This window comes from Streptomyces sp. NRRL S-1813 (assembly GCF_000719605.1).
In the GTDB taxonomy this organism is placed as follows: domain Bacteria; phylum Actinomycetota; class Actinomycetes; order Streptomycetales; family Streptomycetaceae; genus Streptomyces; species Streptomyces decoyicus.
Genome location: NZ_JOHB01000040.1, coordinates 21,529 through 46,541, shown reverse-complemented (window position 1 = coordinate 46,541; position 25,013 = coordinate 21,529). Strand labels below are relative to the sequence as shown.

Below are 25,013 nucleotides of genomic sequence, written 5' to 3'. Positions count from 1 at the left end.
CGGAGGGCGGGGGAGGAGACCGGACGAGCGGGGAGAACGGGGTGAGGGGGCCGGCACCGTCATGAGGTGATCATGGCCCAATGCGGGCAATCGGGACAGAGTGCCTCGCCGCGTCCCGGCGCCTGGGCGGGCCCGCACCGGCCCCCCGTCAGGCCGTAGGGTTACAGGCAGTACTTTGCGTACTTCCGCGATCCGACGGCGCACCGCGTGAACCGCGCAGCAGCACGAGACGATGAGCACGAAAGAGGACGACACGATGGCTGTTCCCCTGCCGACGGACGGAACCCGGTGGCGCTGCACGCTGTGCGGCAACCTCACGCGTTTCGATGTGACCCGCCGGTCCAAGGTCGTGGAGTACGTCCACCTGGACCTCGCCGGGGCGCCGACGGTCGAGGAGCGCGAGGTCCTCAGTGAGAGCATCGAGTCCGTGCGCTGCCGCTGGTGCAACGCGGTCGACCAGATCGAACTGGTCGACCGTCCGGGCGCGAACGCCTGAGATCGGAGCGATGCAGCCGTGGTGGACCGTCGAGAAGGGGAGCCGGGGGCCCAGCGTGACGACGCACCCGAGGGTGCGGCCGACGAAGTGCTCGACCGTCCGCTGCCCGAGGGCGTGCGGCGCCGTGTCGTGGCGCTCACCGCGGAGTCGTTCGGCGCACTGACCCTCGCCGAACTCCCGCCCCCGCTGCGGCAGTACGCCCGGTTCACCCCGACTCGTCGGGCCAAGTTCGCCGGAAATGCGATGGCCTCGGCGCTGGAGGGCGACGCGGTCTTCCGGCAGCGGATCGCCGGCAAGCTGCGCGAGGCGCAGTCCGAGCTCGCCGAGGCCCTGGAGCAGGGCACCCCGCCCGCGGCCGCCGATCCGCTCGATGTCGCGGCGGCCGCCTATGTGCTGCGCCCCGAAGGGTGGGTCAAACTCGTCGCGGCGGCCGGTGAGGAGGCGCAGCGGGCGCGTGCCGAGCGGGCCGGTGAGGAGGCCGAGCGGGAGCTGGCCAGGCTGCGCGAGGAGCTGGCGCAGGCGCGCGGCGAAGCCCGTACGGAGGCCGACCGGATCCGGGGGGACCTGGACGCCGTCCGCAAGGAGAACGAGTCGCTTCGGCGCAAGCTGCGCAGTGCGCTGAGCGACGTCAAGCGCGGTGAGGCCGCGGTGCGCAAGGCCGAGGCCGCCATGGCGGACGTACGGGACCGGTCGGCCACGGAGAAGACCGCCGCGGACAGCGAAGCTCGCCGGCTCAAGGCCCGGATCGCCGAGGCCGAGGCGGCGCTGGAGGCCAGCCGGCGCTCCGCCCGCGAGGGTCGCAGCGTCGAGGACATCCGGCTGCGGCTGCTGCTTGACACGGTCCTGGACGCGGCACAGGGGCTGCGCCGCGAGCTGGCGCTGCCGCCCGCGAGCGTCCACCCGGCGGACACCGTCGAGGCGGTCGCGCCGGGCCGGATGACGCCCAAGGACATTGCGGCGCGGGCGCTGTCGGAGATGGACCCGGCGCTGCTCGACCAGCTTCTGGCGCTGCCGCAGGCGCATTTGGTGGTGGATGGCTACAACGTCACCAAAACCGGCTATCCGACCATGCCGCTCGACAAGCAGCGGCTGCGGCTGCTGGGCGGTCTCGCGGTGCTGGCGGCGCAGACCGGTGCGGAGATGACGTGTGTCTTCGACGGGGCGGAGCTGGCCGCGCCGGTGCTGCTCGCGCCGCCGCGCGGAGTCCGGGTCCTCTTCAGCAAACCGGGCGTAACGGCCGATGAGTTGATTCGTCAGCTGGTACGGGCCGAACCGCCCGGCCGCCCGGTCGTCGTGGTCTCCACGGACCGGGAAGTGGCCGACGGTGTGGCGAAGGCCGGGGCGCGGCCGGTCGCATCGGCCCTGCTCCTCAAACGACTTGCCCGGACCTGACGCGCTGCCCACCGGGAGCCGTCGTCACACCGGAAATCGCCAACGATTCGTCTCTGAGCGTCAAGTGGCGCTCACTGCCTGTGCGATGTTGGTAAAGGATGGGGCTCGTGGCGCAGATTTTTCCCCTGAGGATTTGAAGCGATCACAGCTCGGTTACTAAGGTCAGCCCCGAACCTTCATGAATCTGATCATCCAACCGGGATGAACGGTGAAGGAACCGCCGAGTCCGCGGCGTTCACGCGGAGCCGGGGTCTCACCCCCACTTCCCGGTAGGCGGCTGGAGGAAGAAGGAGCTCGCCCCCGTGGCGTCCCACCGTCGACCCAAGCAGCCGAGCCGTACCCGCGTGACCGTGCTCACCGCCACCGCCGCGGCGGCCGTCGCCCTCTCGTCCCAGGCCGCACAGGCCGATCCCCACCAGTCGAAGAAGGACGTCAAGTCCGAGGTCGACAAGCTCTACGGGGAGGCCGAGCAGGCCACCGAGAAGTACAACGGGGTGAAGGAGCAGCAGGAAAAGCTCCAGAAGGAGGTCGACGACCTCCAGGACAAGGTCGCCCGCGGGCAGGGTGACCTCAACCAGCTCCGCAAGGGCCTCGGCGCCGTCGCCTCCGGCCAGTACCGCAGTGGCAGCATCGACCCCTCGGTCCAGCTGTTCCTCTCCGGTGACCCGGACACCTACCTCGAAAAGGCCGCCACGCTCGACCAGCTGAGCGGCAAACAGGCCGATCAGCTGAAGACCATCGCGGACAAGCAGCGCCGGCTCGCCCAGGAGCGCGAAGAGGCCGCGAGCAAGATCAAGGACCTCTCCGAGACCCGTAAGGCGCTCGGTGACAAGAAGGACGAGATCAAGGACAAGCTGGGTAAGGCCCAGGAGCTCCTCAACACCCTGACGGCCAAGGAGCGGGCGGCCATGCAGGCCGAGGAGAACCGCGCCAACCGCAGCAACGACCGGGTCAACCTCGGTGATGACGTCCCGGCGTCGCAGCGCGGTGCGGCCGCCCTGGCCGCCGCCCAGGGCAAGATAGGTTCCCCGTACGTCTGGGGCGCCACCGGCCCGTCGTCCTTCGACTGCTCGGGTCTGACGTCGTGGGCCTACCAGCAGGCCGGCCAGTCCCTGCCGCGTACCTCGCAGGCGCAGGCCAACGCCGGTACCCGGATCAGCTCGCAGAGCGCCCTCAAGCCCGGCGATCTGGTGCTGTTCTACAGCGACCTGCACCACATCGGCCTCTACGCCGGCAACGGCCAGGTGCTGCACGCGCCGAAGCCCGGCGCCGCCGTGCGCTACGAGCCCATGAGCAACATGGAGTTCGCGTTCGGCGTGCGGGTCTGAAAAGCCTCACAACGCTCTCAACCTGCCGCCCGAACGGGCGAATTGTGGCCTCGGCCGCTGACTTCCCGCCCCGCCGGTGACCTGCACAGTCACCGGCGGGGCGGCTTTTTGCGTACGAAAAGGCCGCTTTGGCCGGATCGTACCGGCGCCGTTACTGTCTGCCCTCGCAGCGTCCGGTTCACCGACCGCCCTCCCGGGGCGGCAGGGGCTTCCCCCAAGCTCTCGGCTGCGCTCGAACAGGGGGGATCCCCATCGGAAGGAGTTTGGCTCTCGTGGTGTCCCACCGCCGTACCTCGCAGCACGGCCAGACCACTCTCGCCGGGGTCACCGTGGTGTCGGCCGCCCTGGCGACCGCCGCCGCGCTGTCGGCACCGCAGGCCTCCGCCGACCCCACCGCCCCCGCCGGCCGCGATACGGCGACCGCACGGGTCGACCACCTCTACGAGCAGGCGGAGCGGGCCACCGAGAAGTTCAACGGCGCGGACGCACGGACCAAGAAGCTGCGCAAGCAGGTGGCGGTCCTCCAGGACCGCACCGCCCGCACCCAGGAGCGGGTCAACCGGATGCGCGGCAGGCTGGGCGCCCTGGCCGCCGCCCAGTACCGGGCCGGCGGGATGGACCCCACCGTCCGGCTGATGCTCTCCGAAGGGCCCGACACCTACCTGGAGAAGGCCTCCGCCCTCGACCGGCTGGGCAACAGCCAGGCGCGCGAGCTGCACGGCCTGCGGGCCGCGCAGCGCTCCCTGGAGCAGCAGCGCAGGGAGGCCACCAGGAAGCTGGCGGAGCTGGAGGCCGGCCGCAAGGAGGTCGCGCGCCACAAGAAGGACGTCCAGCACAAGCTGGCCACCGCGCGGCGGCTGCTGAACGCGCTCCCCAGGGGCGCCAGGGAGGCCTACGCCGGGGCCTCCAGGAGCGACGGGCGCCATGAGGCGGTCCCGGACCTGCGGGGAGCCGCACCGGCCTCCGGGCGGGCCGCCGCGGCCGTCGCCGCGGTGCGCGCCGCGGTCGGCTTCCCGTACGCCTGGGGAGGCAACGGACCCTCGGCCTTCGACTGCTCCGGACTCACCCAATGGGCCTACGGCCGGGCCGGCGTCTCCCTCCCGCGTACCTCGCAGGCGCAGCGCGGCGCCGGGCGGCAGGTGTCACTGGGCCAGGCGCAGCCCGGTGACCTGGTCATCTACCGCTCGGACGCCAGCCACGTCGGGATGTACGTCGGCAACGGCCAAGTGGTCCACGCGCCCTATCCCGGGGCCCGGGTCCGCTACGACCCCGTCGGGATGATGCCGATCTCGTCCATCACCAGGCCCTGAGGCCGATCGCAGCGTTTTTGCCCCGGCCGGGCCGGATCTACGATCGTCCGCATGTCACACCAGTGGGCGAGACGGCGGCCGTCGCGGGCCGCGGCGGCGGGCTGTGCCGCCCTGCTCCTCGCCCTGCTCGCCCCGGTGGCCGGCTGTGCGCCCGAGACCTCCACACCGGCCCGCTTCCCGGACGTCCAGCGGATGCTCGACACCCGTGCGCAGGCTGTCCAGCGGCGGGACGCGGCGGGCTTCCTCGCCTCCGTCGACCCGCGGGCCACCGGTTACCGGGACCGTCAGCGCGCGATGTTCGCCCATCTGGCAGGCGTGCCGCTGGCCGACTGGCACTACGACCTCGACTCGACCGGGGCCTTCCCGCTCCGGGCCGGAGAATCCGACGCGCGGCTGGCCGCCAAGGTACGGCTGCGCTACCGCCTCAAGGGCTACGACAGCTCGCCGGTGCACGCCGTCCAGTACCTCACCCTGATCCGGCGCGGCGGCCGCTGGCTGATCTCCTCCGACACCGATGGCGCGGCGGCGGGCAAGAGCGGCACCCGCCAGCTGTGGGACCAGGGCCCGGTGCGACTGGTCCGCGGCCGGCACAGCCTGGTCCTCGGCGGGCCCGCGCATCTGGCCCGGCTGAAGGACCTCGCGCGCCGGGTCGACCGGGCGGTGCCCGCGGTCTCCGACGCCTGGAAGGGGAAGTGGTCCCAGAAGGTCGTGGTGGAGGCGCCGGACTCGGTCGAGCGGATGGCACAGCTGATGGGCAGCGACGACGCGTCCGGCTACGCGGGGATCGCGGCGGTCACCACCGGTGAGGCGGGCGTCTCGACGGCCACGCCCGCGGACCGCGTGATCATCAACCCCGACGCCTACGAGGAACTCAACGACCTGGGGCGCAGGGTGGTCCTCACCCACGAGACCGCGCATGTCGCCACCCGTACGGCCACCACGGTGGCCACCCCGCTGTGGCTCTCGGAGGGCTTCGCCGACTGGGTCGCCTACCGGGGCAGCCACCGCAAGCCCACCACCATCGCCCCCGAACTCACGCGCGCGCTCGCCCGGGGCAAGGTCCCCGCCCGTCTGCCGACCGACGAGGACTTCGGCTTCAAGGCCGGCGCGGGCCGGCTCGCCAAGGCCTACGAGGGAAGCTGGCTGGCCTGCCGGATGATCGCCGGCAAGTATGGCGAGGCCAAGCTGATCGCCTTCTACCGGGCGGCGGGCAGGAGCGCGATACGTGCCTTGTCGGGGAGCGCGGGGGCGCCGATGGAGGCGGCCACGGCGGTCGCCGCCGGCTCCCGCCCGGCCTCACGGGCCGTCGGCGACAGGCACCGCCGGCCGGCCCGCGCCGACCGGACGGACGGCGCCCTGCGCTCCCAACTGGGCATCAATCTCGCGGAGTTCACCCGGCAGTGGCGGGCCTATGTGAAGGCCCAGCTGCGGCGGTGAGCGGGGGCGGGCGCTCGCCGGGCCGGCCGGTCGCGCGGGTGCCGATGTCCGTCATGTCATGCGGGGGCGAGCTGTGGCAGTGCGCCACGGCGGTTCACCGGCCCGGTGCGGCCGGCCCGCCCGCCGGTGCCTGCGGGGCGGGGCGCGCGAGCCGCCCGGTGGCGGCGGTGATCTCGCCGACCGGCCGTCGCGCGCCCACCACGCCGACGGGCTCCGTACGGCCGGGCCCGGTGCCGCGCGTCGCGACCCACAGCCGGCGGCAGGCGAACAGCGACGCGGCCACCAGCAGCCCGTTGCGCACGACCAGCAGCGCGACGCCCCGCGGATCGCTCGCCACGACATCCGCGAACCAGACGGGGAACTCCAGCAGCGTGACCCCGGTGGCGAGCAGCACCAGCACCGCCGGCAGCGCCTGCCGGCTGGCCCGTACGGTCACACACACGGCGGCGAGCCCCACCAGCCAGAGCATGTACTGCGGGCTGATGACGCGGCTGGTGGTCGTGAACAGCAGGGTGGCGGTGAAGGCGGCATCGCACAGCGTCGCGGGACCGAACTCCCGGGCGCGCACCCGCCACAGGAACAGCCAGCCGACGGCGGCGAGGCTCAGGGTGAGCGCCAGGGTGCTGACGAACGGCACGCCCGGCCCGAGGAACTCCAGCGAGCCGTAGTGCAGCAGCACCTGTCCGTCCCACCCGTACTGGCGGGCCACATGGAAGACCAGCGCGCCGAGCGACTCGACCTCCGTACCGCGGTCGCGCTGGAAGGTGAGGAAGGCCCACGCGCCCGGTGCGACGGCCGCGAAGAGCAGGGCCAGCCCGGCCGCGGTGCCGGCCGCGCTCCACCACAGGCTGCGTGCCCGGCGGCCGCGCACCGCCGCCCCCGTCAGCAGCAGTACGGGCCAGGCCTTCAGCAGCGCACCGAAGGCGACCAGCGCGCCCGCCACCCGTGGCCGGCGAGCGGCTGCGAACAGCGCGGCGGCGGCGACGGCGACGACCATCAGGTCGTAGCGGGCGTACGCCGTCGGGCCCAGCAGCGCGACGCCCGCGATCCACACCCAGGCCCCCGCCGGGCGATGGCCCGCCCGCCGCCCGGCCCGCAGGAACAGTGCCAGCGCCGCCGCGTCCGTGACCAGGATCAGGGTGAAGAACGCCGGGGCGTAGTCCAGGAACGGCAGCAGGCCGGGGGAGAGGATCGCGAGCGCGGCGGCCGGCGGGTACTGCCAGGTCACATCGGCCAGCGGGAAGGTGCCGGTCTTCAGGATTCCGGACCAGCCCTGATAGATCACCGAGACATCGGTGGTGACATCCGGCCCCGGCAGCACCAGCACCCTCAGGACGCACAGCAGGACCACGGCCCGGGTCACGGCCCATACCGCGACCGGGAGCCACACCCCGCGTGCTCTGCCGATGCCGCTCATCGTCACCTCGTCGTCCTCCTCGGCCGTTGCCGCCGGCGCCGTCTGCGGCCCCCCGGACACTGTGCCCTGCACACCGCTCCCCGCTCGTGCTGCCCGCACGGCGCCGGTGGCGGCTGGTCACGACCGTAGACGAGGGCCGGACCGGCAGGGCGGGCCGCCCCGCCGGGCCCGCCGACCGGTACTGTCGGGCCCGAACCGCCGAGACCGACCGCCGAGAGACCATCGTGCACAAGACCTTGATCGTCACGAACGACTTCCCGCCCCGGCCCGGCGGCATCCAGGCCTTCCTGCACAGCATGGCGCTGCGCCTGGACCCCTCCCAGGTCGTCGTCTACGCCTCGACCTGGAAGCGCGGTGCGGAAGGTCTCGCGGCCACCGCCGCCTTCGACGCCGAGCAGCCCTTCCCGGTCGTACGGGACCGTACGACGGTGCTGCTGCCCACCCCGAGGGTGACCCGGCGGGCCACCGGGCTGCTGCGCGAACACGGCTGCTCCTCCGTATGGTTCGGCGCGGCGGCGCCGCTCGGGCTGATGGCGCCCGCGCTCCGCTCGGCCGGTGCGCGCCGCATCGTGGCGACCACGCACGGCCACGAGGCGGGCTGGGCCCAGCTGCCGGCCGCCCGCGGGCTGCTGCGCCGGATCGGCGAAGGCACCGACACGCTCACCTACCTCGGCGAGTACACCCGCTCGCGGATCGCCGGTGCGCTCACGCCGGAAGCCGCCGGGCGGATGGTCCAACTCCCGCCCGGGGTGGACGAGAAGACCTTCCATCCCGGTTCGGGGGGCGACGCCGTACGGGCCGCGCTCGGGCTCACCGGCCGGCCGGTGGTGGTGTGTGTCTCGCGGCTCGTGCCGCGCAAGGGCCAGGACACCCTGATCGAGGCGATGCCGGCCATTGTGGCCGCGGTGCCCGACGCCGTCCTGCTGATCGTCGGCGGCGGCCCGTACGAGAAGGAGCTGCACGCGCTGGCCCTGGCGAAGGGCGTCGGGGACTCGGTGCGCTTCACCGGCGCGGTCCCGTGGGAGGAGCTGCCGGCCCACTTCGGCGCCGGCGACGTCTTTGCGATGCCCTGCCGCACCCGCCGCGGCGGACTCGACGTCGAGGGCCTCGGCATCGTCTACCTGGAGGCGTCCGCCACCGGACTCCCCGTGGTGGCGGGCGATTCGGGCGGCGCCCCCGACGCCGTCCTGGACGGCGAGACGGGCTGGGTCGTCCCCGGCGGCTCCCCGGCCCCCACCGCCGACCGCATCATCACCCTGCTCCGGGACCCCGCCCTGCGCCGCACCATGGGCGCACGCGGCCGCGCCTGGGTGGAGGAGAAATGGCGCTGGGACCTGCTGGCGGAACGGCTGAAGGAACTGCTGTAGGGCTGCCGCGTTCCGCGTTCCGGCCGAACGAAAATCCGCCGCCGTGGCGAGCAGCCACGACGGCGGATTTCGGCGGTACCGGACCGGCCTCGGCCCCGGCGCGGGCCGGACGCGCCCAGGGCCTGTCGTTCGGGTCAGGCCCTACCCGCGGTAGAGCGCCTCGATCTCCTCCGCGAAGTCCTTCGCCACCACGTTCCGCTTGAGCTTCAGCGACGGCGTGACGTGGCCCGACTCCTCGGTGAACTGGGTCGGGAGGATACGGAACTTGCGCACCGACTCGGCCTTGGAGACTGCCGCGTTGCCGTCGTCGACGGCGCGCTGGACGGCGGCCAGCAGCTCCGGGTCCTCGGCGATCTGGGACGGCGCCACATCGGCGGAGTGGCCGTGCTCCTCGGCCCAGCGGGGCAGGAACTCCTCGTCGAGCGTGACCAGCGCGCCGATGAACGGCCGGCCATCGCCGACGACCATGCACTCGGCGATCAGGGCGTGCGCCCGGATACGGTCCTCGATCACGGCCGGGGCGACGTTCTTGCCGCCCGCGGTGACCAGTATTTCCTTCTTGCGGCCGGTGATGGCGAGGTAGCCGTCCTCGTCGAGGGTGCCGAGGTCGCCGGTGTGGAACCAGCCGTCGGACAGCGCCTCCTTGGTGGCCGACGGGTTGTTCCAGTACTCGGTGAACAGGTGCTCGCCGTGCAGCAGCACCTCGCCGTCGTCGGCGATCCGCACGACCGAACCGGGCAGCGGCTGGCCGACGCTGCCGATCTTCTGCCGGTCCCAGGGGTTGAAGGCGGTCGCCGCACAGGACTCCGTCAGGCCGTAGCCCTCCAGGACGGTGAAGCCGATGCCGCGGTAGAAGTGGCCGAGGCGCTCACCGAGCGGGGCGCCGCCGGAGATGGCGTGGGTGGCGCGGCCGCCGAGGACGGCGCGCAGCTTGCCGTAGACCAGCCGGTCGAAGACCTTGTACTTCACCTTCAGGCCGAGGGACGGGCCCTCCGGGGTGTCCAGCGCGCGGCTGTAGGCGATGGCGATGTCCGCCGCCTTGTCGAAGACCTTGCCCTTGCCGTCGGCCTGCGCCTTGGCCCGCGCCGAGTTGTAGACCTTCTCGAAGACCCGGGGCACGCCCAGGACCAGCTTCGGCCGGAAGGAGGCGAGGTCGTCGGTGAGGTTCTTGATGTCGGGGGCGTGGCCCAGCTTGATGGGCGCCATCACCGCGGCGATCTGCACCAGCCGGCCGAAGACATGCGCGATGGGGAGGAAGAGGAGCACCGAGGACTCGCCGGTACGGAACAGCGGGCGCAGCCGCTCGACGATGTTGCCGCACTCGGCGAAGAAGCTGCGGTGGCTGAGCACACAGCCCTTGGGGCGGCCGGTGGTGCCGGAGGTGTAGACGATGGTGGCGGGCGAGTCCGCGTCGGCGAGCGCGCTGCGCGCGTCCACCTCGGCGTCGGAGATGTCGGCGCCGGCGGCCCGCAGCCGGGCGATGGCGTCCCGCTCGATCTGCCAGATGTTCTCCAGCCCCGGCAGCCGGTCGCGGACCGACTCGACGGTCGCCTCGTGCGTGGGGGACTCCACCAGGCAGGCCACCGCGCCGGAGTCGCCGAGGATCCACTGGATCTGCTCGGCGGAACTGGTCTCGTACACGGGGACGGTGATGGCGCCGGCGCTCCAGATGGCGAAGTCCAGCAGCGTCCACTCGTAGCGCGTGCGCGACATCAGACCGACCCGGTCACCGGGCTGCACGCCGGAGGCGATCAGACCTTTGGCGGCGGCGCGGACCTCGGCGAGGAAGGTGGCGGCGGTGACGTCCTGCCACGCGCCGTTCACCTTGCGTCCCATGACGGCAACATCCGGGTGCTGCGCGGCATTTCGACGGATAAGATCCGTCAGGTTGCCGTCCGTGGGGACCTCGTACAGGGCCGGAAGGCTGAACTCGCGCAAGACTGCTGCTCCTCAAAAGCGCCGGCGCCACGACGCTGTGTGTACACCGGCGGCGGTCCACGACATGCAGGGGGGATTGGACTGCCCGGACGTTACCCATGGGTATTGCTTTTGGGATAGGGGGGAAAGGCCAGATGTTTGATGCGTCACACACCGCGGGACACGCCGTGGCGACTGTCCCGCGCAGACTAGACCAGCGGGTAGGTGACCCGAAAGTAACCCCAGGTCCGCGTACCCCTCCCCGCGCCCGCCCGCGCGATTTAGGGTGACGCCATGCGTGTGCATGTGGTCAGTGACGTACACGGCAACAGCCGGGACCTCGCGGCGGCCGGAACCGGCGCCGACGCCCTGCTCTGCCTCGGTGACCTGGTCCTCTTCCTCGATTACGCCGACCATTCGCGCGGCATCTTCCCCGACCTCTTCGGCGTCGAGAACGCCGACGCGCTGGTCGAACTGCGCACCGCCCGCCGCTTCGAGGAGGCCCGCGAACTGGGCCGCCGGCTGTGGGCCGGGCTCGACCGTGCGGGCGTGAGCCGCGAGTCGGTCATCGAGGGCGCGGTCCGCAAGCAGTACGCCGAACTCTTCGCGGCCTTCCCCACACCCACGTACGCCACCTACGGCAACGTCGACATCCCGCGCCTGTGGCCCGAGTTCACCGGACCGGGCACCACCGTCCTGGACGGGCAGCGGGTGGAGATCGGCGGCCGGGTCTTCGGGTTCGTCGGCGGCGGCCTGACCACACCCATGCGCACGCCGTACGAGATCAGCGACGAGGAGTACGCCGCCAAGGTCGAGGCGGTCGGCGAGGTGGACGTGCTCTGCACCCATATCCCGCCCGACATCCCCGAGCTCTGCTACGACACCGTTGCCCGCCGCTTCGAGCGCGGCAGCGCGGCCCTGCTGCACGCCGTCCGCACCACCCGGCCGCGCTACGCCCTCTTCGGCCACGTGCACCAGCCGCTCGCCCGCCGGGCCCGGATCGGCAGCACGGAATGCATCAATGTCGGCCATTTCAATGCGACCGGGACGCCCTACGTCATGGAGTGGTGAGCCCGGACGCCTCTGGTCGCGGACCCGGCGGTGAGCGGCCGGCCGCCGCCCCGCCCCGTCGTGCCGGACCTGCTGGTGTCCGCCCGCCGTTACCCGCGCGGTAGCCTTCAGCAGCAGAGACACCGCGTAAATTAGGGTCTCCCCGGCTCATGGGGGTCCTCCCGCTCGAGTGAAGTCGAGAGTGGGGGAGGAGCTGAGAGCCGGGGAGGAGTCGGCGGACCGGCATGAAGCGGCATGGAGGAGTCACGGCGATGGCCGAACACACCAGCTCGAGCATCACGATCGAGGCGGCACCCGCCGAAGTGATGGGAGTGATCGCCGACTTTGACCGCTATCCGGAATGGACCGGCGAGGTCAAGGAGGCAGAGGTGCTGGCCAAGGACGACCGTGGCCGCGCCGAGCAGGTGCGCCTGCTGCTGGACGCCGGGGCGATCAAGGACGACCACACCCTCGCCTACACCTGGACCGGTGAGAACGAGGTCAGCTGGTCCCTGGTCAAGTCCCAGATGCTGCGCGCGCTCGACGGTTCCTACCGCCTCGCCGCGCTGGGCGAGGGCGCCCGCACCGAGGTGACGTACCAGCTCACCGTCGACGTCAAGATCCCGATGCTCGGCATGATCAAGCGCAAGGCCGAGAAGGTCATCATCGACCGCGCGCTGGCCGGGCTGAAGAAGCGCGTGGAGAGCGGCCCCGCCGACCACGCCGCCGGGCCCGCCGACGCGGCCGAGTCCACCGACGAGGCCAAGAAGCTCTGAGCGTGCGCATCGTCCTCGTCACGGGCCCCGGCGGCGCGGGCCGCACCACGCTCGCCGCCGCGACCGCCCTGGCCGGCGCCCGCCGGGGCGCGCGGGCACTCCTGCTCACCACCGAGAGCAGCGCGCCGGAAACAGTGCTGGGCACCGCCCTCGGCGCCGACGCACCCACCCCGATAGCGCCGGGCCTGCACGCCCTGCGCATCGACCCCGGCGACCGCTTCCGCCAGGAATTCCTCGCCTTCCAGGAGCGGGCCGGCGCGGCCCTCGACCTGCTCGGCGCCAGCCCCCTCGACGAGGACGAACTCACCGAACTCCCCGGCTCCGAGGACTTCGCGCTGCTGCACGCGCTGCGCGCCGAACACGCCTCGGGCGACTGGGACATGGTCGTCGTCGACATGCCCTCCGCCGCCGAAACGATCCGGCTGCTCGCCCTGCCCGCCCAGGTCCGCCGCTATCTGCGCCGTCTGCTGCCGCCCGAGCGCCAGGCGGCCCGCGCGCTGCGTCCGGTGCTCGCCCAGCTCGCCGGCGTCCCGATGCCGGCCCAGAAGCTCTACGAAGCCGCCGAGCGCTGGGAGAGCGAACTCGCCGCCGTCCAGCGGGCGATCGACGACCCCGGCACCTCCGTACGCCTGGTCACCGACGCCGGCCCGGTCGCCGCCGCCAACCTGCGCACCATCCGCGCCGGACTCGCGCTGCACGGCCGGCGCACCGACGGCGTGGTCGTCAACCGGCTGCTGCCCACCGGCTCGTCCGACCCGTTCCTCGCCGCGCTCTCCGGCAGTCAGCAGACCGCCCTCAAGGCGCTGCGCGAGGAGTTCCCCGACCTCCCCGTCCACGAGGTGGCGCACCTGGGCCGCGACCCGCAGGGCGTCGACGAGCTCGAGGAGCTGATCGACGGGCCGGCCGGCGAGATCGGTGCGGACGGGCCCGCCGACGGGGACCGCCCCGACCCCTGGACCGTCGAGGACCGGCTGGCCTCCGACGGCATCCTCGTCTGGCGGGTGCCGCTGCCCGGCGCTGATCGGAAGGGCCTCGGGCTGGTGCGCCGCGGTGACGAGATCGTGGTCTCCGTCGGCCGCTTCCGGCGGATCCGTATGCTCCCCTCCGCGCTGCGCCGCTGCACCGTCTCCGGCGCCGGACTGCGCGACGGCGCCCTGGAGATCCGCTTCACGCCCGATCCTGACCTGTGGCCCAAGAGCGACTGAACGCGGCACCACCGTTCGGGTACCGTCGAGGGTGGGCTGTGTCCCGACGTGTCCGTCCCGCACCTTTCGCCGTACCGCCTCGCCGCAGGAGTCACGGAGTTCCTCATGAGTGATGCCACCGAGCGCCCCGCCGACCGCAGGGCCGAGCCCGATGCCGACGCCTGGGCGGCCGCCTGCGCCGAGGATCTCGCGGCCGAGAAGGCCCGGCACCGTGCCGCCCACGGCCCGCAGCCGGGCAGCGCGGCGGAGGAACTGCGCAAGCTCGCCGACGCGGTGACCGACAAGCTCGCCGGTATCCAGCTGCCCGGCGCGCTGGGCGGCATCGCCGCGCAGGGTGCCGTCAGCCAGCTGTTCAAGCAGGCCAAGGCTGCCGTCGAGCCGGTCATCGAGCGCAACCCCGACCTCTTCGACCACCTCGCCGCGGCCGGCTCCGAGCTGCTCGCCGCCTACCGCTCCGCCGTCGAGAGCAGCGAGCGCCGCTGGACCCGCGACGATCTCGACGAGGATCCCGAGGGCCGCCGCGGTGACGATCCGCGCGACGACGACGGCCCGACCGGCACCGAGCGGATCGATCTCGACTGACCCCTCAGGGCCTCGCACCCCAGGGGAAGCCGCCCAGGTCCACCACCTGAAGAGCACGGGCGGCACCCCCACCTCCGGTACGGTGGGACCTGGCGGGGTTCGAGCGAAAAACTGAGGGACACATGGGACTCACCATCGGCGTCGACATCGGCGGCACGAAGATCGCGGCCGGCGTGGTCGACGAAGAGGGCTCGATCCTTGAGACGTGCCAGGTTCCGACTCCGCATGCCACCGAGGCGCTGACCGAAGCCATCGCGGACGCGGTGCGGACCGTCGGGTCCGGGCATCACATCGATGCCGTCGGCATCGGTGCCGCCGGCTATGTCGACGAGAAGCGGGCCACGGTCCTGTTCGCACCGAACATCGACTGGCGCCACGAACCGCTCAAGGACAAGGTCGAGCAGCGCGTCGGCCTCCCCGTGGTGGTCGAGAACGACGCCAACGCCGCGGCCTGGGGCGAGTACAAGTTCGGCGCCGGCCAGGGGCACAGCGACGTCATCTGCATCACCCTCGGCACGGGCCTGGGCGGCGGCATCATCATCGGCAACAAGCTGCGCCGCGGACGCTTCGGCGTCGCCGCCGAATTCGGCCACATCCGGGTCGTGCCCGACGGTCTGCTGTGCGGCTGCGGCAGCCAGGGCTGCTGGGAGCAGTACGCCTCCGGCCGCGCCCTGCTGCGCTACGCCCGCCAGCGTGCCTTCGCCACCCCCGAGAACGCCGAGATCCTGCTGGCGCTCGGCGACGGCACCTCCGAGGGCATCGAGGGCCGGCACGTCAGCGAGGCCGCCCGCCAGGGCGACGCGGTCGCCATCGACTCGTTCCGTGAGCTGGCCCGTTGGGCCGGTGCCGGTCTCGCCGACCTCGCCTCGCTCTTCGACCCGTCGGCCTTCATCGTCGGCGGCGGCGTCTCGGACGAGGGCGAACTGGTCCTGGACCCGATCCGCAAGTCCTTCCGCCGCTGGCTGGTCGGCAACCAGTGGCGGCCGCACGCCCAGGTGCTCGCCGCGCAGCTCGGCGGCAAGGCCGGTCTGGTGGGCGCGGCCGACCTGGCCCGCCAGGGCTGAGCGGCCCGGGCGCCCTGCCACGCCCGCTCTTTCGCAGGACACCGTCCGTCGCGTCCCCCCGGGGATGCGGCGGACGGTGCTCTATCTTGGCCCGCGTGACGATCCCGGTGAGAGGACCCGCCGCCTTGATCCCGCTTCCCGACTCGCGTACCGAGCCCGACGGTACGGCCGTGGTCCGCGTGCTCAGCTACAACATCCGCTCGATGCGCGACGACCGGGCGGCGCTGGCCAGGGTCATCCGGGCCTGTGCCCCCGATCTCGTGCTGATCCAGGAGGCGCCGCGGTTCTTCCGCTGGCGCAAGGCCGCCGAGCGGCTGGCCCGCGCGGCCGGTCTGGTGTACGTCACCGGCGGTGGCACGGCCGCGGGCCCGATGATCCTTTCCACCCTGCGCGCCCATGTGGAGCACACCGAGGACGTCCTGCTGCCCCGCAGCCCCGGACTGCACCAGCGTGGTTTCGCCACCGCCGTGGTCCGTATCGGCGGGGTCCGGCTCGGGGTGCTCAGCTGCCATCTCAGCCTCGCCGCCCGGGAGCGGGACGAGCAGGCCGGGCTGCTGCTGGAGCGGCTGGCCGCCATGGACGTGCCGTACGCCGTTGCCGGAGGTGACCTCAACGAGCGGCCGCAGGGCCCAAGCTTCCGGCGGCTGGCGGCCTCGCTGACCGATGCCTGGGCGGCCGAGCCGTGGGGCGGGGAGCTCACCTCCACGCCCCGGGACCCGCAGCAGCGGATCGACGCGATCTTCGCCACGAAGGGTGTGGAGGTCCTCGGCTGCGGTGTGCCGCGCGGGCTGCCGGGGGTACGGGAGAGCGACCTCACGGCCGCGACGGATCATCTGCCGGTGCTGGCCGCACTGCGGATGCCGGCCGCGGGCTGATTCACACCACCGCGCCGCTGCCCGGCAGGTCGTCGTCCTCGTCGTCCTTCTTCATCCGGGCCACCAGGGTGGCGAAACCGCCGAGGAAGCCGCCGATGCCCAGGACCGTGATCCACCACGTCACCGGCTGTTGCAGCAGCACCATGGCCACCAGCAGCATCGGGCCGCCGATCACCGCGAGCCAGGCGAACTTGGCGGTGACATCGGCCTCCGGCAGCGGAGGCGGCTCGGGCGGGGTGAAGTGGCCCTCGTCGGTCTGGTCGAAGTCGTCGTCGGACGCCTCCGCGGCGGTCCAGTTGCGGGGGCCGACGCCCGGCGCGAAGACGACGAAGCTGCCCGGACGGGCGGGCTCGTCCTTGCTGTCGCCGGCCGTGCTGTCGCCGGCCTTGTCCTGCTCGGTGTCCTTCTTGCCGTCGCTCCCGGCCGGTTCGTCCTTGCCGTCGCCGTCGCCCGCGGCGAACGACGGCTGGTCGCCGTAGCCCGCCACGATCTCGGCCCAGGCGGCCTCTTCGTCCAGCGGGTCCCGGGGGTCGCGGGGGCTACGCTCCGCCACTGGCCGCCGTCCCCTCCTGAGCCGCGTCCGCCCCCGCACGGGGGGCGAGACGGGTGATGAAGGCGAAGGTGTCCTGGCAGATCCGCTCCGCGTCGTGGTCGAGCGTGGCGACGTGGTAGCTGCGCTCCAGCAGCGTCTGCCGGACGTCCGTCGAGGAGACCCGGCTCAGGATGCGCTCGGAGTCCACCGGCGGTACGACATGGTCCTGCGGGCTGGTCATCACCAGCAACGGCTGGGTGACACCGGGGAGTTCGGAGTCGACCTGCTGGAAGAAGCGGCGCACCGAATAGGCGGCGTGCAGCGGCACCCGGTCGTAGCCGACCTCCTCGGAACCGGGCTTGGCGATATCGCTCGTCAGCCCCTTGGTCGTCCGGACGAGATGACGCAGCACCGGCAGCAGCGGCCCCGCGGCGTCGTGCACCTTGTTGGCGGGGTTGACCACGGCCACCCCGCTGATGGCGTCGCCGTGCTTGGCGGCCAGCCGCAGGGCCAGTGCTCCGCCCATCGACAGGCCGCAGACGAAGACCTTGGTGCAGCGCTCGGTCAGCGCCCGCAGCTCGCGGTCGACCTCGGCGTACCAGTCCTGCCAGGTCGTGATCTGGAGGTCCTGCCAGCGGGTGCCGTGACCGGGCAGCAGCGGAAGACTGACCGTGAGTCCTTGGTCGGCCAGATATTCGGCCCAGGGGCGTACGGACTGGGGGGAGCCCGTGAAGCCGTGGCACACAAGGACGCCGACCTCTCCGCCGTCACGGCGGAACGGCTCGGCTCCGGGAAGGAGCGGCACGGGGGGACTCCGATCGATGAGGGGGCCTGGCGAGTTACCTCAGGGTACGCAAAGTGACCGCGGGCGGATAGGTCCGGCGACGGCCGCGGCGCGAGTGTGCCACCGGGGCAGGTTAAGGTCGGTGCGTCACACACAGGAGGCAGTCGGTTGATCTACGGCGCAATGAAGTTTTCCATCGGCGGGTCGCTGAAGCTTGCCTTCAGGCCCTGGGTGGAAGGCATCGAGAACATTCCCGCCGAGGGCCCGGCGATCCTCGCGAGCAACCATCTCTCCTTCTCGGACTCCTTCTTCCTGCCCGCGGTACTGGACCGGAAGATCACCTTCATCGCGAAGTCCGAGTACTTCACCTCGCCCGGCGTGAAGGGCAGGCTGACCGCCGCGTTCTTCAAGGGCGTGGGCCAGCTGCCGGTGGACCGCTCGGGCGGCCGGGGCGCGGGCGAGGCGGCGATCAAGAGCGGCATCGAGGTGCTGGAGCGCGGTGAGCTGTTCGGCATCTACCCGGAGGGCACCCGCTCCCCGGACGGCCGGCTCTACCGCGGCAAGCCGGGCGGTCTGGCGCGGGTGGCGCTGGCCACCGGGGCGCCGGTCATCCCCGTGGCGATGATCGACACCGAGAAGGTGCAGCCTCCGGGCAAGGTCGTGCCGAAGATGATCCGGCCGGGCATCCGCATCGGCAAGCCGCTGGACTTCACCCGTTATCAGGGCATGGAGGGCGACCGCTTCATCCTGCGGTCGGTCACCGACGAGGTCATGTACGAGATCATGAAGCTGTCCGGCCAGGAGTACGTCGACATCTACGCGACCGCGGCCAAGCGGCAGCTGGCCGATGCCGCGAAGGCCGAGACGGCACAGGCCGAAGCGAAGAAGAAGGCCGAGGCGGAGCGGGCCAGAAAGGCCGCCGCCGAATAGACGGGCAGGGCCGACACCGGGCGTGAGCGCGCCCGGCGAGGGGGACGGCAATGACGGATACGGACACGGATACGGATATACCGACGGTGAGCGGGGCCATGGCCGCCAGACGCCATGGCAAGCGCCCACCGAAGGTGCTGCGGATGTCGGTCGAACTCCCGCTGTGGCGCGCACTCACCGGCTACCGGATCCTCACCCTCGTCTACACCCTGTGCCTGGTCGCGCTCTCCTACCGGCAGTACGACCATCCGCTGGGCGCCGCCGCCTACATGGGCGTGCTCACCGTCTGGATGGTGCTGACCTGGCGCTGTACGACCTCGGCGGAGCGCTGCACCCGGCAGTTCCTGGTCGCCGACCTCGGCTTCGCGATCGGCGGCATCCTGCTCACGCTCGTGGTCGACAGCCACGCCCGCATCATGGACGGCGGGCCGACGCTGCCGTCCATCTGGACGGCGGGTGCCGTCCTCGGTTTCGCGATCAAGGGTGGCTGGCGCTGGGCCGCGGTGGCCTCCGCCATCGTGGCGGTGGCCAATCTCGTCGAGCGCCAGGAGCTGGCCCGCGACACCATCCACAACGTGGTGCTGGTGTGGGTGGCCAGCGTCGGCCTGGGCTATGTCGTCGAGGTGGCCCGCTCCAGCGAGCGCACCCTCGCCCGGGCCCTACAGATCGAGGCCGCCACCCGGGAACGGGAACGGCTGGCCCGCGACATCCACGACAGCGTGCTCCAGGTGCTGGCGATGGTGCAGCGGCGCGGCGCCGAGATCGGCGGCGAGGCGACCGAACTCGGCCGGATGGCCGGTGAACAGGAGGTCGCGCTGCGGACCCTGGTCGCCGGCGGTCTGGTGTCGCCGCCCGGCATCCGGTTCGGCGGGGCGGCGTCCACGGTGCCGCACCCGGCGGGCGAGGGCGTACGGGAGGACACCCCGGCGACCGCCGGGACCGCTTCGGCGTCGTCGGGCGACGGACCGTGCGATGTCCGGGCGCTGCTCGCGCCGTATGCGGGGGCCGGTGTCACCTTCTCCGAGCCCGGCGCCCCGGTCGCGCTGCCGGCCGCCGCTGCGGCCGAACTCGCGGCCGCTGTCAGTGCCGCGTTGGACAATGTACGGGTGCATGCGGGGGCAGCGGCCCACGCATGGATCCTGGTGGAGGACGAACCGCATGCGGTGATCGTGACGGTCCGCGACGACGGCCCCGGCATTCCCGAGGGCCGGCTCGCGGACGCCGAGCGCGAGGGCCGTCTGGGGGTGGCCCTGTCGATCCGCGGGCGGCTGCGCGACCTGGGCGGCAGCGCGGAGTGGGTCTCGGTCCCCGGCCAGGGCACGGAAGTGGAGTTGACGGTCCCCAAGGGCGGCGCGCCCGGGGGTGGAAAACGGGGGAAGGCCTGAGTGTGAACGAGCAGGGGCTGAAGGTCATGGTGGTCGACGACCACCCGATGTGGCGGGACGCGGTCGCGCGGGATCTGGCGGAGGCCGGGTGCGAGGTGGTGGCGACGGCCGGCGACGGCCTCCAGGCGGTGCGCAGGGCGCAGGCCGCGGGGCCCGATGTGCTGGTCCTGGACCTCAATCTGCCGGGGCTGCCCGGTGTGGCGGTGTGCAAGGAGCTGGTCGGCGCCAATCCGGCGCTGCGGGTGCTGGTGCTGTCCGCGAGCGGTGAGCACGCCGATGTCCTGGAGGCGGTCAAGTCCGGGGCGACCGGCTATCTGCTGAAGTCGGCGAGCACGGAGGAGCTGCTGGACGCGGTGCGGCGCACGGCCGCCGGCGACGCGGTGTTCACCCCGGGCCTGGCCGGTCTGGTGCTCGGCGAGTACCGCAGGCTGGCGACCGAGCCGGCCCCGGCGACGCCGGACGAGCCGGGCGCACCGCAGTTGACGGACCGGGAGACCGAGGTGCTGCGCCTGGTCGCCAAGGGACTCTCGTACAAGCAGATCGCCGAACGGCTGGTCATCTCGCACCGCACGGTGCAGAACCACGTCCAGAACACCCTCGGCAAGCTCCAGTTGCACAACCGCGTGGAGCTGGTGCGCTATGCGATAGAGCGCGGCCTCGACGAGGCGTGACCGGCGCGGTCACCGGCCGGGCCGGCCATGACCCGGCCGGATCCGCTCGTACGGGTGAACGGTCCGGGTCAACTCCCCGTTAAATCACCGACATCACCGTTTGCCCCATCCCTGAGTGACCCAGATCACCATTAGCGTGACCGGGGTCGGCTCACACACGGCCGTGCGCGGCCACTGACGGGATGTAGGTGAAGCAGCGATGCGGGTCGGAGTACTGACCGGCGGCGGCGACTGCCCGGGTCTGAACGCAGTGATCAGAGGCATCGTCCGCAAGGGCACCCAGGAGTACGGATACGAATTCGTCGGCTTCCGGGACGGCTGGCGCGGGCCGCTGGACGGCGACACGGTGGCGCTGGACATCCCGGCGGTGCGCGGCATTCTGCCCCGTGGCGGCACGATCCTCGGCTCCTCGCGGACCAACCCCTTCAAGGAGGACGACGGCGTCCGCCGGATCAAGGAGACGCTCGCCAAGGAGGAGGTCGAAGCGCTGATCGCGATCGGCGGCGAGGACACCCTCGGCGTCGCCGCCCGGCTCTCCGGCGAACACGCGATCCCCTGTGTCGGCGTCCCCAAGACCATCGACAACGACCTGTCGGCCACGGACTACACCTTCGGCTTCGACACCGCCGTCGGTGTCGCCACCGAAGCCATCGACCGGCTGCACACCACCGCCGAGTCCCATATGCGGGTGCTGGTCGTCGAGGTGATGGGCCGGCACGCCGGCTGGATCGCGCTGCACTCCGGCCTCGCCGGCGGGGCGAACGTCATCCTCATCCCGGAGCAGCGCTTCGACATCGAGCAGGTCTGCCGGTGGATCGAATCCCGCTTCAAGGTCCGCTACGCCCCGATCGTGGTCGTCGCCGAGGGCGCCATGCCCAAGGACGGCCAGATGGTGCTCAAGGACAGCTCCACCGACTCCTTCGGGCATGTCCGGCTGTCCGGGGTGGGGGAGTGGCTGGCCAAGGAGATCGAGGCACGTACGGGCAAGGAAGCGCGTACGACGGTCCTCGGGCACACCCAGCGCGGGGGGACGCCCAGCGCCTTCGACCGCTGGCTGGCCACCCGCTTCGGGCTGCACGCCATCGACGCGGTGCGCGACGGCGACTTCGGGAAGATGGTCGCGCTGCACGGCACGGACATCGTCCGGGTGCCGATCGCGGAGGCGACCGCGAAGCTGAAGACCGTCGATCCGGCGCTCTATGCCGAGGTCGGGGTGTTCTTCGGCTGACCGGCGCCGCCCTCTCGCCCCGTATCCCGTAGCCCTCCCGCCGCCGTCCCGTACTCCGGGCGGCACCACCGGGCGATGGGCCGTATATTCGCCCTACGCGGCATATCCGGCCTATCGCTCATAGGCGGGAGAACGGAACCGGCGGGAGAACCCGGGAGAGCTCGTGGAGATCGTCGCCTTCGGTGTGCAGGCGGATGAGCGGCCGTTCCTGGACAAGGCCTTCGCCGGCCGTCACCAGGTCCGCAGCCTGGATGTCTTCCTCAACCGCGACACCGCCCCCATCGCGCGCGGCTACGAGATCGTCAGCTCCAGCGTCAACGCCGATCTGGGCGCGGACGTCCTCCAGACCCTCGCGGCCGGCGGGACGAAGATGATCGCCCAGCGCTCCACGGGCTTCAACAACATCGATCTGGAGGCCGCGGCCGACCTCGGGATGAGCATCGGCCGGGTCTCCTTCTACTCCCCCCACGCGGTCGCCGAATTCGCCTGGACCCTCGCGCTGGCCGTCAACCGGCGGATCGTCCGGGCCACGAACCGCACCCGTAACTTCGACTTCCGGCTGGACGGCCTGATGGGCCGCGATCTGCGCGGCCGTACGGCGGGGGTGGTCGGTACCGGCAAGATCGGCGAGGCCTTCACCCGGATCGCCCATGGCTTCGGGATGAACCTGCTGGGCTGGGACCTCGCCGAGAACCCGCGCTGCATCGAGCTGGGCATGAAGTACGTCACCCGGGAGCGGCTGTTCGCCGAGGCAGATCTGATCACCCTCCATGTCCCGCTGGTGGCGGACACCCGGCGGCTCGTCGACGCCGCCGCGCTGGACGCGATGAAGGACGATGCGATCCTCGTCAACTCCAGCCGCGGCGGGCTCGTCGACACCGCAGCCCTCGTCGAGACGCTCAAGGCCGGCCGGCTCACCGGCGTCGGGCTGGACGTCTATGAGGAGGAGGCCAAGTTCTTCTTCTTCGACAAGTCCCTGGACATCATCGACGACGACACCCTCGCCCGCCTGATGACCTTCGGGAACGTGCTGGTCACCTCGCACCAGGCGTACTTCACCGAGGAGGCGGTCGGCCAGATCGTCGAGACCACCGTGGCCAACGTCGAGGACTATCTGGCCCACCGCACCAACGAGAACATGCTGGTCACACGAGGACAGCTGCCAACAGCTGGGCGGTGACCGAGGCGCCGTCCAGGCTCAGCACCGACTCGGGGTGGAACTGCACGCCCGCAAAGCCCGGACCGCGCAGCGCATGCACCTCTCCGGTGTCCGCGTCCCGGCTCAACTCGACGCGGTGCATGGCGAGTTCGGCCGCAGTGGTGTCGTCGCAGCGGGCCGTGAACGTGTTGTAGAAGCCGACCGTCTCCTGGTGCCCGAAGAAGTTGATCCGCTCCTGCGCGCCCTGGTAGGGCACCTCCTTGCGGACGATCTCCAACCCCAGCTCGGCGGCGAGCAGTTCATGACCGAGGCACACGCCCAGCAGGCCGTCGCGGTGCCCGGCGACCAGCTCCGCGGTCAGCGACCGAAGGAAGCGCATCTTGGGGTCGGCGGCGTCCGACGGATCGCCCGGTCCCGGGCCCAGCACGATCGGGCCCCGGTGCGCACGGGCGGCCTCGCGCAGCCCCGGCTCGTCGAAACGGCGCACGGTGACGGTCAGCCCCGAGGTGCGCAGCAGATGCGCCAGCATCGCGGTGAAGGTGTCCTCCGCGTCGACGACCAGCGCATGCCCGCTCAGCTCGGCGGTCGGCGCGGTGGTCTGCATCCGCAGCCAGAACGGCGCCAGGTCGGCGCGGCGGGCATCCAGCGCGGCCTGCACCCGGGGGTCGTCGGCCAGCCGCTGCCCCCGGTCCGCGCCCGCCGGACGGGCCGGCGCCGGCCGTACTCCCAGTGCGCTCAGCACACCCGCGGCCTTGGCGTGCGTCTCGGCGACCTCGCTGTGCGGGTCGGAGGCGCGGACGAGGGTGGCGCCCACCGGCACCCGCAGCCGGCCGTCGGCGGCGATATCGGCGGTACGGATCAGGATCGGCGAGTCCAGCGTCTGTGCGCCGCCCGCATCCCGGCCGATCAGCGCCAGCGCCCCCGCGTAGTAGCCACGGCCCCGCCCGTCGGGGCCCACCGGCTCGTACCGCTCGATCACCCGGCAGGCGTTCTGCACCGGCGACCCGGTGACCGTCGCCGCGAACATCGTCTCCTTGAGCACCTCGCGCACATCGAGGGTGGACCGGCCGCGCAGCTCGTACTCGGTGTGCGCGAGATGCGCCATCTCCTTGAGCCGGGGCCCGATCACCACCCCGCCCTTGTCCCCGACGGTGCACATCATTTTCAGCTCCTCGTCCACCACCATCGACAGCTCCTCGACCTCCTTGCGGTCGCCGAGGAACGCCAGCAGGCTCTCAGGGGTGGGGCCGCCCTCCGGGTAGCGGTAGGTGCCGCTGATCGGGTTCATCACGACCGTTCCGGCCGCCCGCCCGCCGTCCTCGGACGGGAGCGCCTCGCCTCCGCCCCTCCCGCCGGTCATCCGGACGTGCACCTCGGGGCTGGCGCCGACCAGGGTGCGCACCCCGGGGCGGTGCACCACGTACGTCCAGTACGCACCGCGCTCACCGGACAGCAGCCGCCGGAACAGCGCCAGCGCGTCGGCCGCCGAGAAGTCCGCGATCGTGCCCTCGAACGTCCTGCGGACCACGAAGTTCGCGCCCTCGCCGGTGCCGATCTCGTCCCGTACCACCCGCCCGACGATCTCGGCGTAGGCGTCGTCGTCCACGTCGAACGCCCCGTCCGTCACCCGCACGCCGTGCCCGGGTAGCGCCGCCAGCACCTCGTCCAGGGGCAGCTCGGCGCTCTCGCGGGGGCGCAGCACGGCCAGCGGTGTGCCGTCGTCATGGGCCCGGAAGCCGCGCTCGCGGATCTGCCGGAACGGGATCAGCGCGAGCGCATCGGTCACCGGCGCGTCCGGCACCCCTTCGCCCAGCGGGATGTCGGCCAGCCGCCCGACCTCGTCGACCTCGCCGATCAGCACCTCGACGGTGGGGGCACCTCCCGCTCGAGCGAAGCCGAGAGTGGGGGAGGCCGTCTCCCGCCCGGGGGAGCGGCGGTGCAGCAGCGCGAAGGGCGGGCAGGCGGGGTCGAGCAGCCGCTGGACGAGTGCGGCGGCGTCGGTGCGGGCTGGGGGCTCGCGGTGCATGACGGGGTTCCTTCCGGACAGAGGAGGAACGGCCGCCGGAAAGGCTGAAGGCCGCCCCTCGGGCGGCCTTCGCGAAGTGTGT

Annotated in this window: 22 protein-coding genes; 17 read left to right on the top strand and 5 right to left on the bottom strand. The window is 72.2% G+C overall.

Going from position 1 to position 25,013, the window contains the following annotated elements; translation table 11 throughout:
- Positions 1 to 256: 256 nt before the first annotated feature.
- From IF67_RS0134365 to IF67_RS0134345, 5 genes are all read left to right on the top strand, one after another.
- The gene (locus IF67_RS0134365; protein WP_030086623.1) at positions 257 to 496 is read left to right on the top strand and encodes a hypothetical protein; all 240 of its coding nucleotides are present in this window, start codon (positions 257 to 259) and stop codon (positions 494 to 496) included.
- 87 nt (positions 497 to 583) lie between these two features.
- Complete coding sequence (locus IF67_RS0134360; RefSeq protein WP_420708736.1) at positions 584 to 1,888, top strand: NYN domain-containing protein; 1,305 nt, start codon at positions 584 to 586, stop codon at positions 1,886 to 1,888.
- Positions 1,889 to 2,190: 302 nt separating this feature from the next.
- Entirely contained in the window at positions 2,191 to 3,216 is a 1,026-nt protein-coding gene (locus IF67_RS0134355) for an NlpC/P60 family protein (RefSeq protein ID WP_030086617.1), read from the top strand.
- Between the two features lie 272 nt (positions 3,217 to 3,488).
- Complete coding sequence (locus tag IF67_RS0134350) at positions 3,489 to 4,526, top strand: NlpC/P60 family protein (RefSeq protein ID WP_030992406.1); 1,038 nt, start codon at positions 3,489 to 3,491, stop codon at positions 4,524 to 4,526.
- 51 nt (positions 4,527 to 4,577) lie between these two features.
- Positions 4,578 to 5,963, top strand: coding sequence for a hypothetical protein (locus IF67_RS0134345; RefSeq protein WP_030992404.1), 1,386 nt, complete (start codon positions 4,578 to 4,580; stop codon positions 5,961 to 5,963).
- Positions 5,964 to 6,057: 94 nt separating this feature from the next.
- Here IF67_RS0134345 and IF67_RS0134340 read toward each other — a convergent pair whose 3' ends face one another.
- Positions 6,058 to 7,380 (bottom strand): glycosyltransferase 87 family protein, encoded by a 1,323-nt coding sequence (locus IF67_RS0134340; RefSeq protein ID WP_051818916.1) that lies wholly within the window; start codon positions 7,378 to 7,380, stop codon positions 6,058 to 6,060.
- Between the two features lie 224 nt (positions 7,381 to 7,604).
- Between IF67_RS0134340 and IF67_RS0134335 the strand changes: the two genes are divergently transcribed.
- Positions 7,605 to 8,747 carry a glycosyltransferase family 4 protein gene (locus tag IF67_RS0134335; protein ID WP_030992401.1) on the top strand — a complete coding sequence of 381 codons (1,143 nt, stop codon included), beginning with the start codon at positions 7,605 to 7,607 and terminating at the stop codon, positions 8,745 to 8,747.
- Positions 8,748 to 8,888: 141 nt separating this feature from the next.
- On the opposite strand, the gene IF67_RS0134330 is transcribed toward IF67_RS0134335, so the two are convergent.
- Positions 8,889 to 10,685, bottom strand: a complete 1,797-nt coding sequence (locus IF67_RS0134330; RefSeq protein ID WP_030992399.1) for an AMP-dependent synthetase/ligase — start codon at positions 10,683 to 10,685, stop codon at positions 8,889 to 8,891.
- A gap of 273 nt (positions 10,686 to 10,958) precedes the next feature.
- Here IF67_RS0134330 and IF67_RS0134325 point away from each other — a divergent pair, with 273 nt between their 5' ends.
- The 6 genes from IF67_RS0134325 to IF67_RS0134300 all read left to right on the top strand — a co-directional run bounded on the left by IF67_RS0134325 (position 10,959) and on the right by IF67_RS0134300 (position 16,216).
- The gene (locus IF67_RS0134325; RefSeq protein WP_030992398.1) at positions 10,959 to 11,735 is read left to right on the top strand and encodes a metallophosphoesterase family protein; all 777 of its coding nucleotides are present in this window, start codon (positions 10,959 to 10,961) and stop codon (positions 11,733 to 11,735) included.
- Positions 11,736 to 11,986: 251 nt separating this feature from the next.
- Positions 11,987 to 12,490 (top strand): SRPBCC family protein, encoded by a 504-nt coding sequence (locus IF67_RS0134320; RefSeq protein ID WP_030992396.1) that lies wholly within the window; start codon positions 11,987 to 11,989, stop codon positions 12,488 to 12,490.
- A 2-nt stretch (positions 12,491 to 12,492) separates the two neighbouring features.
- Positions 12,493 to 13,695: an ArsA family ATPase gene (locus tag IF67_RS0134315; RefSeq protein ID WP_030992395.1), complete on the top strand. Its 1,203-nt coding sequence runs from the start codon at positions 12,493 to 12,495 to the stop codon at positions 13,693 to 13,695.
- A gap of 105 nt (positions 13,696 to 13,800) precedes the next feature.
- Positions 13,801 to 14,277 (top strand): DUF5304 domain-containing protein, encoded by a 477-nt coding sequence (locus IF67_RS0134310; RefSeq protein WP_030992393.1) that lies wholly within the window; start codon positions 13,801 to 13,803, stop codon positions 14,275 to 14,277.
- A 122-nt stretch (positions 14,278 to 14,399) separates the two neighbouring features.
- On the top strand, positions 14,400 to 15,341 hold the full coding sequence (locus tag IF67_RS0134305; RefSeq protein ID WP_030992391.1) for an ROK family glucokinase: 942 nt from the start codon (positions 14,400 to 14,402) through the stop codon (positions 15,339 to 15,341).
- Positions 15,342 to 15,466: 125 nt separating this feature from the next.
- Positions 15,467 to 16,216 carry an endonuclease/exonuclease/phosphatase family protein gene (locus tag IF67_RS0134300; RefSeq protein ID WP_030992390.1) on the top strand — a complete coding sequence of 250 codons (750 nt, stop codon included), beginning with the start codon at positions 15,467 to 15,469 and terminating at the stop codon, positions 16,214 to 16,216.
- A gap of 1 nt (position 16,217) precedes the next feature.
- On the opposite strand, the gene IF67_RS0134295 is transcribed toward IF67_RS0134300, so the two are convergent.
- Positions 16,218 to 16,769, bottom strand: coding sequence for a hypothetical protein (locus IF67_RS0134295; protein WP_030992388.1), 552 nt, complete (start codon positions 16,767 to 16,769; stop codon positions 16,218 to 16,220).
- Positions 16,756 to 17,553: an alpha/beta hydrolase gene (locus IF67_RS0134290; protein ID WP_030992386.1), complete on the bottom strand. Its 798-nt coding sequence runs from the start codon at positions 17,551 to 17,553 to the stop codon at positions 16,756 to 16,758. Before IF67_RS0134290 ends, IF67_RS0134295 begins: the two co-directional genes overlap by 14 nt.
- A gap of 162 nt (positions 17,554 to 17,715) precedes the next feature.
- Here IF67_RS0134290 and IF67_RS0134285 point away from each other — a divergent pair, with 162 nt between their 5' ends.
- The 5 genes from IF67_RS0134285 (at position 17,716) to IF67_RS0134265 (ending at position 22,926) form a co-directional block, all read left to right on the top strand.
- Positions 17,716 to 18,462, top strand: a complete 747-nt coding sequence (locus IF67_RS0134285; protein WP_030992384.1) for a lysophospholipid acyltransferase family protein — start codon at positions 17,716 to 17,718, stop codon at positions 18,460 to 18,462.
- Between the two features lie 98 nt (positions 18,463 to 18,560).
- Positions 18,561 to 19,847: a MacS family sensor histidine kinase gene (gene macS, locus IF67_RS0134280; protein WP_037840213.1), complete on the top strand. Its 1,287-nt coding sequence runs from the start codon at positions 18,561 to 18,563 to the stop codon at positions 19,845 to 19,847.
- A 26-nt stretch (positions 19,848 to 19,873) separates the two neighbouring features.
- Positions 19,874 to 20,518: a response regulator gene (locus IF67_RS0134275; protein ID WP_030992380.1), complete on the top strand. Its 645-nt coding sequence runs from the start codon at positions 19,874 to 19,876 to the stop codon at positions 20,516 to 20,518.
- 199 nt (positions 20,519 to 20,717) lie between these two features.
- Positions 20,718 to 21,746, top strand: coding sequence for a 6-phosphofructokinase (locus IF67_RS0134270; RefSeq protein WP_030992377.1), 1,029 nt, complete (start codon positions 20,718 to 20,720; stop codon positions 21,744 to 21,746).
- Positions 21,747 to 21,909: 163 nt separating this feature from the next.
- Positions 21,910 to 22,926 (top strand): 2-hydroxyacid dehydrogenase, encoded by a 1,017-nt coding sequence (locus IF67_RS0134265; RefSeq protein WP_030992375.1) that lies wholly within the window; start codon positions 21,910 to 21,912, stop codon positions 22,924 to 22,926.
- Here IF67_RS0134265 and IF67_RS0134260 read toward each other — a convergent pair.
- On the bottom strand, positions 22,892 to 24,931 hold the full coding sequence (locus IF67_RS0134260; RefSeq protein WP_030992373.1) for an anthranilate synthase family protein: 2,040 nt from the start codon (positions 24,929 to 24,931) through the stop codon (positions 22,892 to 22,894). The genes IF67_RS0134265 and IF67_RS0134260 overlap by 35 nt on opposite strands.
- Between the last annotated feature and the right edge of the window lie 82 nt (positions 24,932 to 25,013).